Below are 16,218 nucleotides of genomic sequence, written 5' to 3' on the forward strand. Positions count from 1 at the left end.
TTGCCACTACTTATCTTCTAAACGATAAGCTGCGACTCAATAGTAGAAACCACTTTCTCTGGTGAAATCGTTCGCATTGCCTCTTCATATCCTTCGACTTTTTTATTTCCATACACCGAAGTAGGTAATTTTGGAAATAATTTTCTATCAGAAACCAACGCGTTTTCTAACGGTTGATCGAAAGGTAAAAATCCCGCATAAGGATGCGTTGCGCCCCAAAGCGTAATGACTTTTACGCCAAGCATGGCTGCAATATGCGCATTTCCGGAATCCATGGACAGCATCACATCAAGATTACTAATAAGTTGCAGTTCCTGCTGAAATTTGAGTTGTCCCGCCATATTAATGACGTTTTCTTTGTTATTTGTAAGAGAATTTAAAATTTCGATTTCCTTTTTCCCTCCGCCAAAAAGCAAAATTTTGTAGTCCGTATTTTTGGCTAATTGATTGATAACCTGTTGCATTAAATCCAATGGATATACTTTAGAATCGTATTGTGCAAAAGGAGCGATTCCAATTAATTTTTTGTTATTTTCTCCAAGAATATTTGAAATTTCTTTATCTAAAACTGCTTTTTTGGGAAATACTATATGAGACAAATCAACTGTAAAACCAAGTTCACTAAACACGTTGGCGTGTCTCTCGAACATGTTGGACAGTTGCTTGAAAACTTTATTTTCGGCTTGTGTCAAAGCCATTTTCTCCGCTCTTCCTTTATCCACCGAAGCCACTTTTTTTCCGCTTAAAGCAAAAAGACTTCTGACGATTTTAGAACGCAAAACGTTATGCAAATCGGCGAAAGCGTCAATATGCAATCCTTTTAAATCTTGGAACAAACGCAACAATCCTGCAACGCCTTTGTGTCTTTCTTTTTCATCGAAAGCAAAAAAAGAAATATTGGGAATTTCTTCAAAAAAAGGTTTAAAAAAAGGTCTGGAAATAACCGTGATTTTAACCTCAGGATGCTGATTTACAAAAGCCCGTAAAACAGGAACCGTCATGGCGACGTCTCCCATTGCGGAAAGTCTCATGACGGCTATATGCTGGATTTTTTTTGACAATTTAAAATGCCGAATTATTTCTTGCTTTGGTACAAAACAGGATTCAATTCGTCATCATTGTACATTTTCATTTGTTTGTACACTTTCATGAATTTATCACCGTTTTCAATATCTTGTAACAAATCATCAATTGCAGTTGACAAATCGGATCTTTGTTCCAATAAAACATTCAATTTTTCCTGACATTTATCTCTGTGCTCTTGAGAAGCTTCGGCACGATTGGCTTCTTCATTCATGTGGTAAATCTTCAAAGCTAAAATTGACAACCTGTCAAATGCCCAAGCAGGACTTTCAGAATTGATTTTAGCGTTTTCTTTTACGGCTACATGACTGTATTTTTGAAGAAAATAACTGTCAATATATTCTACCATATCAGTACGAACCTGATTGGAGGCATCAATTTTACGTTTTAATGTCAACGCTTCAACTGGGTTAATATTTGGATCTCTAATAATATCCTCATAATGCCATTGAACGGTATCAACCCAATTTTTTGAATATAATAAATGTTCGAATTTATCCTTAGGAAAAGGATTATTTATAGGTTGATCAACATTATCAAACTGGTGATAATCTTTAATACTTTGTTCGAAAACGGAATAAGCTAACTTTGAAAACATATCTTTATATTTTATAACGCAAAGATACTTTTTTATACTTTTATAGATTAAAAAAACTTTAGAAGTTTAATTCCCAAATTTAAATCATGCAAATTCATATTTTATCAGAAAACAATAGTGTTCTGAATCATTTTTTAGGACAAATCAGAAACGTCAATGTTCATAATGACAGTATGCGCTTCCGCAGAAATATTGAGCGCATTGGTGAAATAATGGCCTATGAATTGAGCAAGGAATTACATTATTCAACTATTGAAATCCAAACACCACTTGGTATTAAGAAAACGACTGAAATTAAAGATCAATTAGTTTTATGCTCTATTTTGCGTGCGGGATTACCCTTACACATGGGTTTCTTAAATTATTTTGACAGCGCCGAAAATGGTTTCGTTTCCGCCTACAGGCACCATCCAAACAACGATGCTTATTTTGATATTAAAGTTGAATATCAAGCCATCGCTGATATCAATAATAAAAATTTATTACTGATAGATCCTATGCTTGCCACTGGACAATCCATTGTTGCTGTTTTCAACAGATTAGTGGAAAGAGGAACCCCGAAAGAAATTCACATTGCAGTAACTATTGCCGCTCCAGAAGGAATTGCGTTCCTGGAAAAACATTTACCTCATAATTGTCATCTGTGGATAGCTGCATTAGACGAGAAGCTTGACGAGAAAAGCTACATTGTACCGGGTCTTGGAGATGCGGGAGATTTAGCTTTCGGAGAAAAATTATAATTGGGAGAAAAAAGCAAAAAGACTACATGCTATAAGTACAAATAGTACCATTTCCTGTTTCAATTTTAATTGGGCAACTTCAATGTGGCTTGTGGCCATTATTGCCATCGGGGCAAAAGTGAATACTAATAAATCATTGCTTTTATCCGGCGAAACCACGAAAATTAGCACTCCAATAAAAAACGATGCAATTATTTTTTTAAATGAGGTATGTAAAAGCAGTGGCCTGTGCGATATAGTTGCAAACATAGATATTACAAAAAATAAAGCTACCGTTGCATAAATAGATAAAGCACCATTCTGATAATTATTAGTGAAATAATTAATTTCAAAATTAGTTGTTGCATTTTTATTCAAAAATTCAATGATACTCAAATTGAAAATCATCGATAAAAGGATCGAGATAATCCCAACAATAAAAAGGGCGATGAACGGCAGCACCCAATTTTTTAACTCTCTGGAAACATGAAAAAGTATTGATATAAATACCAATACAATAAAAAGAATACTCCAAAAATGAAATAAACTAGCTACAAAAATCCATAATGAGGCATCAAATATTTTTTCATTAGAAGCTTTTAGTGATTGCAGAGAAATCAGTCGACGAAGTGCTAATAAAACAAAGAAATTCGACACAACCAAATTAATATTATCCAATAACGAAGGAAAAAAAAGTAGAAATAAAAAATAGAAAAAGATGGTGTAAGTGCTGTCTTTACTCAATCCATTTTTCTTTGCAACGAAATTAGTAATTAAAACTGAAGCTAATAAAACACTTAATATTATTCCTTTTATTACAATTAAAATACCTGAATTCATCCAAGAAACATCCTGAAACTGGTACATTAAAAAGAAAACTAGTATTAATATAACAACCAGAGAAAAATTTAATGGTGTAGATTTCTTAAAAACACTTGTTATCATAAGGATATTTTATACTTTTGTGACTGTAAATATAATACTTGTTTAAAAGGAACGGCTTTAAGTTCAAAATATTCTTTATGAATAAGATCTTTTGTCTGCCAGTTACTCTTTAAAACAATTAATAAAATTAATTTTATACATTATGAAAGCATTTTTCGAAGGAATACAATACTTATTTGTAAATATTTTATTTGCTCCCCTAGACTTTTTACGCTCATTAGAGCTAAAATCTTGGTTTGTTGCTAACACCATCAACTGGATTTTTATGATTATTTGTGCAGCTGCAATGGTATATTGGATTTTGCAATTGAAACTTCACCAAGATAATGGTGAGGAAAATCAAGATACGACAGCTCACTCTTTCTTAAAATAATAATTTTAAAAAAAAGTGAACAGTTATTATATCTTATTTTAAATCGTTTCCAATATCTTTTCTAAAATACATCTTATCAAAATTTAGCTTGTCTAGGTTTTGGTAAGATTTTTTTATGGCCTCTTCAAAATCATTTCCATACGAAGTTACCGTTAATACTCTTCCTCCATTAGATACGACATTTCCGTTGTCTAATTTTGTTCCTGCATGAAAAACAATCGAATCGGTTATATTTTCTAATCCTGAAATTACTTTTCCTTTTTCGAAATCCTCAGGATATCCTCCAGAAACGACCATAATTGTAGTAGCACTTCTTACGTCAACCTCTAGCGTAATTTCGTCCAGTTTTTCATTGGCTACCGCCAAAAATAATTCAACTAAATCGGTTTTCAATCTTGGAATAACCACTTCTGTTTCCGGATCACCCATTCTCACATTGTATTCAATTACGATCGGTTCGTTATTCACATTTATCAATCCAATAAAAACGAATCCTTTGTACGGAATACCATCTTTCTGGAAACCGTCAATGGTTGGTTTTACAATGCGTGTTTCGATTTTTTCCATCAAAACAGCGTCAACATAGGGAACTGGAGAAACCGCTCCCATTCCGCCTGTATTTAACCCTGTGTCACCTTCGCCAATTCGTTTGTAATCTTTAGCAGTAGGTAAAATTTTATAGCTTTTTCCATCAGTAAGAACAAAACAACTTAATTCTATACCATCCAGAAATTCTTCGATAACCACTTTTGAACTGGCAGCACCAAATTTTTGATGAACCAACATATTTCTTAATTCTTCTTTGGCTTCCGCCAAATCCTGAATAATCAAAACTCCTTTCCCTGCTGCTAATCCATCCGCTTTTAAAACATAAGGCGGTTGCAGTGTCTCCAAAAATTCACATCCATTTTCAACTGTTTCGGCAGTAAAACTATCGTAAGCCGCTGTTGGAATATTGTGTTTAATCAAGAATTCTTTAGCAAATTCTTTACTTCCTTCTAATTGAGCACCAATTTTTGATGGCCCAATAACTGGAATATATTTTAATTCAGTATCATTTAAAAAGAAATCATAAATCCCTTTTACTAATGGATCTTCTGGTCCTACAACAACCATTTCTACTTTTTCCTGAAGAACGAAAGCTTTGATCGCATCAAAATCAGTTGGAATCATATCAATGTTAGTAGCTATTGCGGCTGTCCCTGCGTTTCCTGGAGCTACAAAAAGTATGTCACAAAGCGGACTTTGAATCATTTTCCATGCAAATGCATGTTCTCTTCCGCCTGAACCTAGTAGTAAAATTGTCATGGTGTAGTTTTCTTTAGTTGTGGTGCAAAAATAGTTCGTTTTAAGTTGAAATAATAATTTTTTTTACTTACTTTTGACGTTAGTAACGCTAAAGATATGATAATTTCATTTGGATCTAAAGAAACCGAAAAAATATGGAATGGAATTGTTGTAAGAAAACCTTCAATGGAAATACAGCAAATTGGTAGAAGAAAACTAAGAATGTTAAACAATTCTCTAGATTTGATAGATTTGCGAATTCCACCGTCAAACCGACTAGAAAAATTAAATGGAAGTTTAAAAGACTATTACAGCATTCGAATTAACAATCAATGGCGAATTATTTTCATATGGGATAATGGAAATGCTTCCCTTGTTGAAATTGTAGATTATCATTAAAATAGTTAAAAATGGAAAAATTAAAAAACATACATCCTGGTGAAATTTTATTAGAAGAATTTCTAATTCCTTTGGAAATAACAGCCTACCGTTTATCTAAAGATTTAAAAATTCCGCAAACCAGAATTTCTGAAATTACCAAAGGAAACCGCAGAATTACGGCTGACACCGCTTTGCGTTTGAGTCAATATTTTGGTAACTCCGCTAAATTTTGGCTTGGGCTTCAAGATGATTTTGATATTGAAGAAGAAAAAGAAAATAAGGCACAAGAACTGCAATCTATCAAACGTTTTGATACTCCTAAAGTAGCTTAGATGATTCCGCTTTTCGACTTAACGCTCCATATAAATGGTTTCCCGATGAAGGAAGCCAAAGCCGAATTGCGAAAAATTGTCGCTTTTTCAGAAAAAGAACACAAAGCTTTTGTCGAAAATAAAAAACAAGAAATTGTTGAGTTTCATTTGCAAAACAATCCTTTTTATAAAAAATTAGTTGGTCCAAAAAATTCTAAAAATTGGAATGATTTACCCATTTTAAATAAACAAAATTTACAAAAACCATTATCGGAAAGACTTTCAAAAGGGTATTCCGCTAAAAATAGTTATGTTAATAAAACCTCCGGTTCTAGTGGTGATCCGTTTATATTTGCCAAGGACAAATACTGTCATGCCTTAACTTGGGCTTCTAATATCTATCGTTTTGGCTGGTATGGAATTGATTTTAATAGTTCCTATCAAGCACGATTTTATGGAATCCCAATGGATTTTATTGGTAATAAAAAAGAACGTTTTAAAGATTTATTGAGCCATCGGTTTCGATTCTCCATTTTTGATTTATCGGATGCTAATCTAGAAGTGTTTTTGAAACATTTTCGAACCAAAAAATTTGATTACATCAATGGATATACCAGTTCAATTGTTTTGTTTGCCAAATTTTTACAGAAGAGAAATATTATATTATCAGCAATTTGTCCAACTTTAAAAGTCTGCATGGTAACTTCCGAAATGCTTTTTGAAGATGATAAAATACTGTTAGAAAAACAATTTGGCATACCAATTGTCAACGAATACGGTGCTTCAGAGTTGGATTTAATTGCTTTTCAAAACCCAAATGGAGAGTGGCAGGTAAATTCAGAAACCTTATTTGTCGAGATTTTGGATGATAATAACCAAGTTGTCCAAAATGGAACTTCTGGTCGCATCGTGATCACTTCCTTATTCAACAAAGCACATCCGTTTATACGATACGATATTGGCGATATTGGAATTCTGGACGAAAAAAGCACATTAAAAAAACCCATTCTCAAGAAATTAATTGGACGAACAAACGATGTTGCTATTTTACCAAGCGGAAAAAGATCGCCTGGATTGACGTTTTATTATGTAACCAAAAGCTTTATTGAAGACGACGGAAACGTAAAGGAATTTATTATTCAACAAACAAAAATTGATTGTTTTGAAATTAAATATGTCAGTGAAACCGAATTAAATTTGGCACAAATTCAAAAAATTAAAAAAGCGATTGAATTATATCTGGAACCTGGTTTGAACTTTAAATTTACGAGAAAAGAAGTTTTAGCAAGAAGCAATCGAGGAAAATTAAAACAGTTTAAATCTATGCTTTAATATTTTTTATGTAATGCGGTTTGATTAGCAATTGTGTAAATAAAAAACCCGTCATACAAAGCAATGAAAGTACTAAATTAAACCCGTGAAATCTTCTATAAACGGTAAAATTGTGCTTTAATAAATTAACTTTAGAAGCTGATATGGAGTTTTCTCTAATTCTGTAAAAAGCCAGACTCTCAGGAATAGGTTGTGCGGTTTTTGCTTTTTTTAGAATGGTAAGCCATAACATCCAGTCCTGACGTTTCCTTATTGAAGAGATCGCTATTTTTCCTAAATAATTTACATCATAAATACCTGTAAGATTCCCTACATAATTGCAAAAAAACAAATGTCTATAGGAAAGATTTCTGGGGGCTTCCACTCTTTTATTCAATTCAGTTCCTTGTTCATTGATGCAATCGTAATAGGAAAAAGTAAATGGTAAATTGTTATTTCTTAGAAAATTAACTTGAATTTCCAATTTATTGGGTTTCCATAAATCGTCTGCGTCCAAGAACGAAATATACTTCCCTGAAGCTTTTTCTAAAGCGGTATTTCTGGCAATTCCGGTTCCCGAATTTTTGTCTAGTTTATAAACCTTAACTCTGTTGTCATTATTGGCAATATATTCAGCTATAGAAACCGTTTTATCAGTAGAGCAATCGTCTACAATAATCATTTCCCAGTTCGGAAAGGTTTGATTTTGGACCGATCGAATCGTTTCTGCAATAAATTTTTCAGAATTGAAAGAAGGCGTTATAATTGAGACTAATTCCATTTTAATATGCTTTTTCTTCGCCTTTTAAAACGTTGATAACCGTTTGTGAAATTATCTTCAAATCTAAGATGAGTGACCAGTTTTCGATGTAAAAAATGTCAAATTTTATACGGTTGACCATATCGGTTTCAGTTTCGATTTCTCCTCGACATCCGCTAATTTGTGCCAAACCTGTGATGCCTGGTTTAACGCAATGGCGTACCATATATTTTTTAATTTTCTTCCCGTATGATTTATTTTGTGCCCAAAGATGCGGACGAGGACCAACAACGGACATATCACCTAGTAATACATTAATGAATTGTGGCATTTCATCTATACTTGTTTTTCTCATAAACCGCCCTATTCTGGTTACGCGAGGATCATTTTTGGAAGCCTCATTTTCAGTTGTTCCATTGATTCTCATGGAGCGAAATTTGTAACAAAAAAATTCATTTTCATCAATTCCGGGTCTGCCTTGTTTGAAAAAAATAGGACCTTTGGATTCTAATTTTATTAAAATTGCTAATATTGGCATTAACCAAGATAGAAGAAGAAGCACCACTAATAATGAAAAAACAACGTCAAAAGATCGCTTGAGAACTTTGATAACAGGTTCATGTAAAATGGTTCTCTTTAATGACAGCACTGGAAAAAAATCGTAATAATCAATTTTTAATTTCTTTGAAAAAATTTCTTTTGTATCCGGTATGAATTTAATAGTTCTATTATATTCATCGGCAAAATCAATTAAATCTTTCAAATGCTCATTGGAAATTTCATTCAAGGAACAATAAATTTCATCAATACTATTTTCAAGCACAAAAGGTTTCAAATCAGCCAATTTTCCTCTAATGTTTTGATTTGATTTCTTGTCTGAAAAATATCCAAAAAAACGATAACCGTAGTCATTTCTTGTTTCAAAAAGATCTTTCAATCGAATTGCCTCCGGTGTATATCCTATAATTACAGCGCTTCTATAATTACTCCGTGTTATTATTCGATATTCTTTCAAATAATAAAACAATAAAAATTTAGATAAAGAGACAAGTACTATACTAGAAATCATAAAAAAAGCGACAGCAGTTCCGCTAAAAACAACTTGTTTTTCGAAGGGGAAATAAGCGATAACTATCAATAGAAACAACACAGACTGCTTAAGTATCTTGGAAATAATTTCTATTGGGGTAGTGAAGCGATAAACTTCATAAAATTGAATAAAAACAGCCGCACTGATCCATCCTATAATTTGATAAACAAGATAAAGTTCCGTATTTAAATTAAGTCCTTTAAAGAAAGACATACTCATAACAGAAATGATCAATAGGTCTGTTGTAACACTTATTGGTCTAATGTATTTTGAATATCTTCCTGTTTGAGATGCAGTCATAATGAGCGATGATAACCTATTGGGTTTTCGTTCTTTTCTTTTCGTAAAATTTCCATTGATAATGCTTTGAAATTGTCTTAGGTAATAATCATTATTTATAATCGGTTCACTTTGACTTTCCAACATAATATTTAATTTGTTTTGCAGGCGAACAGCAATGTTAAATAACAACTTACAGAATTAAAAATAATAAAATGTTCTTATTATTGAAATCAAAAGTATGCTACTTAACTACTTTGAAGGAACCACAAAAAATTATAGTACGTAAATATGTTGCTATTTTTCTGTTTGACGAAAAATTAAAAGTATATTAAAACTATACAATACCTTATAAATTAGAAATTAATTCTTAATCCATTAAATTTTCTCCTATTTATCAGACAAATATATAATTTATAAGATTTATAGGTACTAATTCTGCAAAACGAAAAAAAAATTTGGAAAGGAACAAATTCCCTCTCAAAATAAATTTCTTTACTTTATATAACCCGAAAAATCTTTATGTTCTTCTTTCGAAAGTTCTTCTTTGGACAATGATTTAAAATAATCATACGTTATTTTCATTCCCTCGGCACGATCTACCTTAGCTTCCCATCCTAACAATTTTCTTGCTTTAGTAATGTCCGGTTGACGTTGTAATGGATCATTTATTGGCAAAGGAAAATAAACGACTTTCTGGTTCGTTCCTGTCAGTTTTATAATTTCTTCAGCAAAATCTTTAATAGTAATTTCATCCGGATTGCCAATATTTACTGGTAAAACATAATCAGAATGCAATAATCTAAAAATACCTTCGACCTGATCATCTACATAACAAAAAGAGCGCGTTTGCATTCCATCACCAAAAATAGTTAAGTCTTCACCACGAAGCGCCTGACCTATAAAAGCAGGAATAACTCTACCGTCATTGAGTCTCATTCTTGGACCGTAAGTGTTGAAAATCCTGACAATTCTGGTTTCTACACCATGAAAAGTATGATATGCCATCGTAATTGATTCCTGAAAACGTTTGGCTTCATCGTAAACACCTCTTGGTCCTATTGTGTTTACATTTCCGTAATATTCTTCTGTTTGAGGATGAACCAATGGATCTCCGTACACTTCAGAAGTGGATGCAATAAGAATTCTGGCATTTTTTACTCGAGCCAAACCTAAAAGATTGTGCGTACCTAGTGAACCCACTTTTAAGGTTTGTATTGGAATTTTCAAATAATCGATTGGACTTGCCGGTGAGGCAAAATGCAAAATATAATCCAGTTGACCCGGAACATGCACAAATTTGGTGATATCATGGTGATAAAATTCAAAATTCTCCAGTTTGAACAAATGTTCTATATTTTTTAAATCTCCAGTGATGAGATTATCCATTCCTATAACAAAATAGCCTTCTTTGATAAAACGGTCACAAAGATGCGATCCTAAAAATCCAGCGGCTCCAGTGATAAGTATTCTTTTCATAAACATTTTTTGTTTAAGCAAAATAAGGCTATTTATGCGACTTTTTATATTTTAAATCTGATTGTTTTTGATAAATAGCTTCCAAATAAATAATGTTTTTTAAAATATTAAAATCTTTATCAAACGATTTTTTTGCGTTTTTTGATAACTCAATGTGTATCTCCTCGTCGTTCAGTAATTTAATACATTTTTCTTTAAAATCTAATGTGTCATTTTCTTTGATTAAATACCCATTAAAATTGTTTTTAATCAAATCCCTATTTCCATCACAATCTGAAACTATGCAAGGAATTGATAATGCTAAACTTTCGATAATAGAATACGGTAATCCCTCATATCTGGCGGTCGAAATGTAAAATTTTGCTCCATTAATGATATTAAAAACGTCTGTTCTATCAGTCCAATTTAAAAGAGTAATCTCAGTTGACATATCTAATTCTTTTATAAGGCTTTTTACGGAATCTAAATTCTCAGATACCGGACCTACTCCCATTACTACCAGATGAATATTTGTCGTTTTCTTTATTTCATATAAAACCCTTATCATGAATTCAATATTTTTCTGATATGAAGGTCGACCAACGGTACAAATATAATTTTCAGGCCAAGTTTTTTTTATCGCTAGCTCATCTATTACAACAATTGGTCTTATTGCATTGTTAAAAAGCACTACATTTTCCTTATTAAACCCCACTTCATTTAAAGCTCTATCCATTTCGGACTTTGAAGATGCTAAAAGAATGCTATTGCCTTTGGATAATAATTTTTCTATCCAAAGAAAAACTGCTTTTTTAATGGTGCTATTTGAACTTAAATAGGAGAATGCCTGCGGAGTATGCACTACAGGTATCCTTGTTAAAATCCCAACTATCCTACCAATTACCCCGCCTTTGGCGCTATGACTATGAATTAAGTGTGGTTTTTCCTTTTTTATTATTCGGTATGTTTTTACTATCGAGGTGAAATCATTTACAATTGCTATTTTTCTAAAAATAGGGACTTTATATTCTTTGACAAGATTTCTATTTTTATCGTAAAAAAAATCTTTCGTGTCACTAATTCCATGTATTACAATATTATCAAATTCTGTGGGATTAGTATTTTCGAGGATTAGTCGTAAAGACACATCTACACCCCCTACGGAATGAAGAACATGTGCAATTTTAATTTTTTTCATCTTTATATTTTGAAATTATAGAAAAGAGAATTGCGGTCGAATAACAACCTAATTGTCTGTGCAATACGTTTTCCATCAAAAAAAATAAAATTAAAGAAACAGCAATTGAAAAAAAGTAAAAATTTCCAACAGAATATTTCAACATCGAAAATAAAAAAAATAAAAATAAACCTAATCCTAAAAAACCGCCAATGAGAAAAAAATCAATAAACTGATTATGGGAATTATATTTTATATTTAAAAACCAGGCTTTCTTACTTTCATTTTTTATAGTGTCAGAATAGCATTGAACATATTGTTTCTCTATCCAATTAATGCTTTTACTTCCAAAAATAGAATTAAATTCAGTAGAACGAGCAATTTCTGATGCGCAACTCCAAATTACAACTCTTGGTTCATAATCTTTCATGGTTTGAATACTATCACTGACAAAAAATCTGTTTGATAAATTCTTATAGCTTAACAAAGAAGCTAATATCAATGCAAAACTAACCGCTACGACTCCTATTTTTTTCAGAACGGACAGTCCTGAATAAAATAACAAATAAATTATAGCAACTCCTAATAAAGTTATTATAGACAATCTTGCTGCGATAAAAAAAATGAAAATTGTAAAAAATATACTCAAAGCAAAAAGTGTTTTTTTATATTTTGGATACTCTTTTGCGATAAATAAAGATAAAATTAATGCTATCAAGCACATAAAACCCAAGTAAGGTCTTTCTATAATCAATAATTTATTCACTTCTTCTCCATTACTAAAAGGAAGTGTTTTATACTTTAAATAAAAAACAGCAGTGTTTACTAATGCGACTATGACGGCCATGAAAATCGACACAATGAATCCTACAATTATTTTGTTTTTTGGAACCGGAATAAATAATATCGGGAGGATAAGCACCAATAAAAATCGACTAAATAAATTTATTTCATTAGCAATTGAGGAGTTGAAAATTGACTTAGTCAAAAGATAAAAAAAAAGAAATCCAAAAGGGTAATAATACTGTTTTTTAGGAAATGCTGTTTGTTTCTTGTACAGCATTACTATAAAAGCAAATAGAGCAACTGCTAAAACAATATTTGGTATTGATTTTGAAAAAGACAGCGTTAGTAATAGTAATAAAACAATGTTGTTATAAAACTCTTTTATGGAAAGATTACTCATTATTTTAACCTTTTAATTATTTGAATTACGGAATTGGGTAATATATATAAAATTACATTTCTTAAAATTCCATAAACAGGCCAAAACCCAAAATAAAAATTTTCTTTTATAACTCTTACTCTGCTCCAAACTTGTGTCTTTCTTTTTAAAAACGAAATTCCTGACGGATTAATTTCATATTGAACTAAAAATTCTTGCATATTAGCTGTTTCAAATTTATTGACAATTTTAAAAAAAAAGGCATAATCCTCCGCCGCGCTATAATTTGTTGGATAATTTCCTGTAACTGCTAAAATTTCTTCTTTAAACATCACGGTAGGATGAAGAAACATTGCGTTAGTAAACATCCTGTTTTTTATTTTTTTATTCTTTTCCGGAAATAATGTTTTGTATAAAAATTTACCTGCTGGATTTACTGCAATAGCATTCGAACCCACTAATTTTATTTCCGAATTTTCAATAAGAAATTTTTTTTGCTTTTGAAATCGTTTTCCAATACATGTATCTCCACAATCCAGCCGGGCAATAAATTGATATTGATGAGCATTTACAATATAGTCTAAACCATGGTTCAGAGCATGTACAATGCCTTGATTTTTTTTTAAATACAGATACGTAATTTCTCCTTTTGTTTTGAAAGCATTGTTTGTCCTAATTTCATCTATTCTTTCATTAACACTTCCATCGTCCACTACAACTATATCAACATCCTCTGAAGCATCTATTGATGCTACAGACCCTATTAATCCTAACGGGTTATTATAGTGCGGGATTAAAACAACAACCTTATTCATTTATAATTTTTTTGTCATTAGACAGTCGCATCAAAATAGCCAATGAAAGCCAAACACCATAGATTCGAAAAGTATCAATCTGCAACCAATTAATAAAAAGACCTGACAAAGAGATTAAGACTATATATGATAGAATTTGCTTCTCCCCAGTACTTTTTTTTATAACTATTTTTGTTTGCATTAGCGAAAAATAAATTAATGCTACTAAAATCAAAAAACCTATTATACCTGTTTCTGCTAACAATCTCGTATAAAGATTATACCCTGGCGGGAATGATTTTACATTTTTATTTTTATACATCAAATCAAACTCATAATTGTCTTTCGTGGCCCAACTTGGATAATGTGTCCTACTGTGATAGGACTGTTGACCGAAACCTACACCAGCAATAGGATTTTCCTTGAAAACTTGCAAGGAAGCATATTGCAGACCAAACCGAGATTGATTAGATTTATTACTTTTTAAATTTCCAATAAAATCCAATGAAACTATTTTTTCTGAAACGGCATTTATTATTTTTTCTCCATTAAATAAGAGCAGGAGTGAAAATACAATCAAAAATCCATAAAGTGATTTTACAAGATAACTTCTATTTTTCCTGTCTTTGAAAACTATAGTACCAAAAATAATTAATTGAAAAAAAACAACCATTAAACCCGTTCTTGAACCTGAAAAAAAAGTAAGTAATAACACCGCAGTGCCAGGGAGAAACTTCCAACTGCTTTTTTCTGTTAAAATATAACTAAACATCCAACCTGCAATTGTAATCAAATAGATTGCAAAAAATGGTGGTTCATACGCGATTGAAGAGATTCGCCCTCCATTATGAATTGCGACTTCTAAAAACGGAAAATAGTCAAATAATTTTAATGTTGGATATAAAAATCCAAAACCAAAATAAGAAACTAAAATCTCAAAAAAACCATAGACAGAAGCAACAATTAATGACCAAGAAAACACTTTTCTTATTTTAAAAAGAATATCTTTTAGCTCCATTTTTTGGATAACATTATAATAAAAAAGAAAAAAAATGATGCTCGAAAGTAACAATGCAAAATATTGTCTGATAAATCTATTTATTCCTCCAGTATGTTTAAAATAATTAGATTCTACCGTTTGAATATTCAATAATGTAGTAATCAAACACCAGAACAAAAAAATTAATACGATTTGAAAAATGGGGTTTTTAATCGGAATTATTATTTTTTTAGTGAAAGTAGATTCAATAATCAATAGTAAAAAACCCAATAATAAAAAAATTGCACCGGCCTCACTTTTAAACTCTCCGAGTATTGGTATTCCTTCATATTCGTTAAACGAAAAAAAGAAAAGCCCTGTAAAAAAAAGGATTGTATATAATTTTCTAAACAATTTTTTGTTTTTAGGTATTTTGAACTTTAGAACGATTTAAAAAACGAATGGTTTCGGAAATTTTTGGATGGTATACCATTTTAATTGTTAAAACTAATAAATATAACCCAACAATAGACTTATTTTTTATAATTTTCAAAACCAAAAATTCATATTTTCCTTTGTTATATAGTATCTCATCACGATATTGATTTGATAAAGAAAAAACTGTTGGATGAAAAACCATCTTTCTAATATAGTTAATTTTTTTGCTAAAAGAAGTTTTAGCAGTTGTGCATTTATAAATTAAATAACACACCCTGTGGATAAAACGAATGGCTTTTAGTTTTTCTAGTTCTTGATAAGTTACGGAAAGGTTATATTCCTTTTTATAATCAAAAAGAAGTTTTTGAAGTGCTTTGTCAAAATAATCATTTTCTATTGTTTTCCTGGATTCGCTTGTTGTCACTTCTCGATAAAAATAACCACTATAATCTAAAAAAATTACTTTTGAAGCTTGGTTAAATGCCTGTATGTTAAACATATTATCCTCCTCAATAACTCTGCTATTAGGAAACCGAACTTCTTTCTGAAAAACTAAACTACGTTTATAAATTTTATTCCAAACTGCAAATAAATCTTCTTCTCTCAATAAGCTGGTAATAATATATTTTTGAATAAAATCCTGATGATATATTTTTTCCGTTGGAAAAACAGCGTCTTTAATAATGTATTTATGATCCCTGCCTAGAATAGTTTTGGAAACTACAATGTCAAGATTATTTTTGATTGCGTTGTTATATAAAGTTTCAAACATCGTTTCTTTGACATAATCATCGTTATCAAGAAAACCAACATATTCTCCTTTTGACACTTCAATTCCTATATTTCTAGCACTGCTTATACCTTTATTCTCTTGATTAATCAAAACAATTCTAGCATCCTTTCCTCTAAATTTTTCTATAATTTGTTGACTGGAATCAGATGAACCGTCATTGACAAAAATAAATTCACATTCCTGTAGTGTTTGATTTAGTAATGATTGAATACAATCAACCAAAAATTTTTCTGCATTGTATACAGGAATAATAACGCTTACTTTAATTTGAGTCATA

17 protein-coding genes are annotated in these 16,218 nt (G+C 31.1%); 5 read left to right on the forward strand and 12 right to left on the reverse strand.

Translation table 11 applies throughout. From position 1 onward, the window contains the following. Positions 1 to 17: 17 nt before the first annotated feature. The gene (locus ACFX5F_RS13875; protein ID WP_379852606.1) at positions 18 to 1,031 is read right to left on the reverse strand and encodes a glycosyltransferase family 9 protein; all 1,014 of its coding nucleotides are present in this window, start codon (positions 1,029 to 1,031) and stop codon (positions 18 to 20) included. Positions 1,032 to 1,075: 44 nt separating this feature from the next. Further along, a complete protein-coding gene (locus ACFX5F_RS13880) occupies positions 1,076 to 1,681 on the reverse strand; it encodes a DUF4254 domain-containing protein (protein WP_379852607.1) in 606 nt (201 codons plus the stop codon). Positions 1,682 to 1,767: 86 nt separating this feature from the next. Here ACFX5F_RS13880 and upp point away from each other — a divergent pair, with 86 nt between their 5' ends. After that, positions 1,768 to 2,421, forward strand: a complete 654-nt coding sequence (upp, locus tag ACFX5F_RS13885; RefSeq protein WP_379852608.1) for a uracil phosphoribosyltransferase — start codon at positions 1,768 to 1,770, stop codon at positions 2,419 to 2,421. On the opposite strand, the gene ACFX5F_RS13890 is transcribed toward upp, so the two are convergent. Continuing rightward, positions 2,416 to 3,345, reverse strand: a complete 930-nt coding sequence (locus tag ACFX5F_RS13890; RefSeq protein ID WP_379852609.1) for a DUF6427 family protein — start codon at positions 3,343 to 3,345, stop codon at positions 2,416 to 2,418. The genes upp and ACFX5F_RS13890 overlap by 6 nt on opposite strands. 142 nt (positions 3,346 to 3,487) lie before the next feature. Between ACFX5F_RS13890 and ACFX5F_RS13895 the strand changes: the two genes are divergently transcribed. Continuing rightward, positions 3,488 to 3,718 (forward strand): DUF6341 family protein, encoded by a 231-nt coding sequence (locus tag ACFX5F_RS13895; protein WP_379852610.1) that lies wholly within the window; start codon positions 3,488 to 3,490, stop codon positions 3,716 to 3,718. A gap of 33 nt (positions 3,719 to 3,751) precedes the next feature. On the opposite strand, the gene purD is transcribed toward ACFX5F_RS13895, so the two are convergent. Next, positions 3,752 to 5,026, reverse strand: coding sequence for a phosphoribosylamine--glycine ligase (gene purD, locus ACFX5F_RS13900; protein ID WP_379852611.1), 1,275 nt, complete (start codon positions 5,024 to 5,026; stop codon positions 3,752 to 3,754). Between the two features lie 96 nt (positions 5,027 to 5,122). On the opposite strand from purD, the gene ACFX5F_RS13905 reads away from it, so the two are divergent. Genes ACFX5F_RS13905 through ACFX5F_RS13915 form a run of 3 tightly spaced genes read left to right on the forward strand, consistent with a single transcriptional unit; the run spans position 5,123 to position 7,029 of the window. Further along, a complete protein-coding gene (locus ACFX5F_RS13905; RefSeq protein WP_379852612.1) occupies positions 5,123 to 5,404 on the forward strand; it encodes a type II toxin-antitoxin system RelE/ParE family toxin in 282 nt (93 codons plus the stop codon). Positions 5,405 to 5,415: 11 nt separating this feature from the next. Further along, the gene (locus ACFX5F_RS13910; protein ID WP_379852613.1) at positions 5,416 to 5,718 is read left to right on the forward strand and encodes a HigA family addiction module antitoxin; all 303 of its coding nucleotides are present in this window, start codon (positions 5,416 to 5,418) and stop codon (positions 5,716 to 5,718) included. Beyond that, positions 5,719 to 7,029: a phenylacetate--CoA ligase family protein gene (locus tag ACFX5F_RS13915; RefSeq protein WP_379852614.1), complete on the forward strand. Its 1,311-nt coding sequence runs from the start codon at positions 5,719 to 5,721 to the stop codon at positions 7,027 to 7,029. Here the strand turns inward: ACFX5F_RS13915 and ACFX5F_RS13920 are convergent. The 8 genes from ACFX5F_RS13920 to ACFX5F_RS13955 all read right to left on the reverse strand — a co-directional run bounded on the left by ACFX5F_RS13920 (position 7,019) and on the right by ACFX5F_RS13955 (position 16,217). Next, positions 7,019 to 7,789, reverse strand: coding sequence for a glycosyltransferase family 2 protein (locus tag ACFX5F_RS13920; protein WP_379852615.1), 771 nt, complete (start codon positions 7,787 to 7,789; stop codon positions 7,019 to 7,021). The genes ACFX5F_RS13915 and ACFX5F_RS13920 overlap by 11 nt on opposite strands. Before the next feature lies 1 nt (position 7,790). Then, positions 7,791 to 9,284 carry an undecaprenyl-phosphate glucose phosphotransferase gene (locus ACFX5F_RS13925; protein WP_379852616.1) on the reverse strand — a complete coding sequence of 498 codons (1,494 nt, stop codon included), beginning with the start codon at positions 9,282 to 9,284 and terminating at the stop codon, positions 7,791 to 7,793. Positions 9,285 to 9,632: 348 nt separating this feature from the next. After that, positions 9,633 to 10,616, reverse strand: a complete 984-nt coding sequence (locus tag ACFX5F_RS13930; RefSeq protein WP_379852617.1) for a UDP-glucuronic acid decarboxylase family protein — start codon at positions 10,614 to 10,616, stop codon at positions 9,633 to 9,635. A 28-nt stretch (positions 10,617 to 10,644) separates the two neighbouring features. Beyond that, on the reverse strand, positions 10,645 to 11,793 hold the full coding sequence (locus tag ACFX5F_RS13935) for a glycosyltransferase (protein ID WP_379852618.1): 1,149 nt from the start codon (positions 11,791 to 11,793) through the stop codon (positions 10,645 to 10,647). Continuing rightward, entirely contained in the window at positions 11,780 to 12,958 is a 1,179-nt protein-coding gene (locus ACFX5F_RS13940) for a hypothetical protein (protein ID WP_379852619.1), read from the reverse strand. The genes ACFX5F_RS13935 and ACFX5F_RS13940 overlap by 14 nt, the downstream gene beginning before the upstream one ends. Then, positions 12,958 to 13,752: a glycosyltransferase gene (locus tag ACFX5F_RS13945; protein ID WP_379852620.1), complete on the reverse strand. Its 795-nt coding sequence runs from the start codon at positions 13,750 to 13,752 to the stop codon at positions 12,958 to 12,960. The genes ACFX5F_RS13940 and ACFX5F_RS13945 overlap by 1 nt, the downstream gene beginning before the upstream one ends. Further along, a complete protein-coding gene (locus ACFX5F_RS13950) occupies positions 13,745 to 14,749 on the reverse strand; it encodes an O-antigen ligase family protein (protein ID WP_379852621.1) in 1,005 nt (334 codons plus the stop codon). Before ACFX5F_RS13950 ends, ACFX5F_RS13945 begins: the two co-directional genes overlap by 8 nt. Positions 14,750 to 15,134: 385 nt before the next feature. After that, on the reverse strand, positions 15,135 to 16,217 hold the full coding sequence (locus ACFX5F_RS13955) for a glycosyltransferase (RefSeq protein WP_379852622.1): 1,083 nt from the start codon (positions 16,215 to 16,217) through the stop codon (positions 15,135 to 15,137). Between the last annotated feature and the right edge of the window lies 1 nt (position 16,218).

This window comes from Flavobacterium zhoui, from assembly GCF_042787235.1.
GTDB lineage: Bacteria > Bacteroidota > Bacteroidia > Flavobacteriales > Flavobacteriaceae > Flavobacterium > Flavobacterium zhoui.